Source organism: Stenotrophomonas sp. DDT-1 (assembly GCF_001580555.1).
GTDB lineage: Bacteria > Pseudomonadota > Gammaproteobacteria > Xanthomonadales > Xanthomonadaceae > Stenotrophomonas > Stenotrophomonas sepilia.
Map to the genome: position 1 here is coordinate 1 of NZ_LEKR01000088.1, position 1,170 is coordinate 1,170.

Annotated in this window: 1 protein-coding gene; it reads left to right on the plus strand. The window is 64.6% G+C overall.

Annotated elements, in window-relative coordinates:
- The coding region (tuf, locus tag AB839_RS20835) for an elongation factor Tu (RefSeq protein WP_107433335.1) at positions 1-1,170 on the plus strand (1,170 nt) is incomplete at its 5' end.

Below are 1,170 nucleotides of genomic sequence, written 5' to 3' on the forward strand. Positions count from 1 at the left end.
CGCACCAAGCCGCACGTCAACGTCGGCACCATCGGTCACGTCGACCACGGCAAGACCACGCTGACCGCCGCACTGACCAAGATCGGTGCCGAGCGCTTCGGTGGCGAGTTCAAGGACTACTCCTCGATCGACGCCGCGCCGGAAGAAAAGGCACGTGGCATCACGATCTCGACCGCGCACGTCGAATACGAATCCCCGATCCGTCACTACGCCCACGTTGACTGCCCGGGCCACGCTGACTACGTCAAGAACATGATCACCGGTGCCGCCCAGATGGACGGCGCGATCCTGGTGTGCTCGGCCGCTGACGGCCCGATGCCGCAGACCCGTGAGCACATCCTGCTGTCGCGCCAAGTCGGCGTGCCGTACATCGTCGTGTTCCTGAACAAGGCCGACATGGTGGACGACGCCGAGCTGCTCGAGCTGGTCGAGATGGAAGTGCGCGAGCTGCTGAGCAAGTACGAGTTCCCGGGCGACGACACCCCGATCATCGCCGGTTCGGCCCGTCTGGCGCTGGAAGGCGACCAGAGCGACATCGGCGTGCCGGCCATCCTGAAGCTGGTCGACGCGCTGGACAGCTGGATTCCGGAGCCGGAGCGTGCGATCGACAAGCCGTTCCTGATGCCGGTGGAAGACGTGTTCTCGATCTCGGGCCGCGGCACCGTGGTGACCGGTCGTATCGAGCGCGGCGTGATCAAGGTTGGCGACGAAATCGAAATCGTCGGCATCCGTCCGGTGCAGAAGACCACCGTGACCGGCGTTGAAATGTTCCGCAAGCTGCTGGACCAGGGTCAGGCAGGCGACAACGCTGGCCTGCTGCTGCGCGGCACCAAGCGTGACGACGTCGAGCGTGGCCAGGTGCTGGCCAAGCCGGGCACGATCAAGCCGCACACCAAGTTCGAAGGCGAAGTGTACGTCCTGTCGAAGGATGAGGGCGGCCGCCACACCCCGTTCTTCAACGGCTACCGTCCGCAGTTCTACTTCCGCACCACCGACATCACCGGCGCCGCCAAGCTGCCGGAAGGCGTCGAAATGGTGATGCCGGGTGACAACGTCAAGATGGAAGTCACCCTGATCAACCCGGTGGCCATGGACGAAGGCCTGCGCTTCGCCATCCGCGAAGGCGGTCGTACCGTCGGCGCCGGCGTGGTCTCGAAGATCATCGAGTAA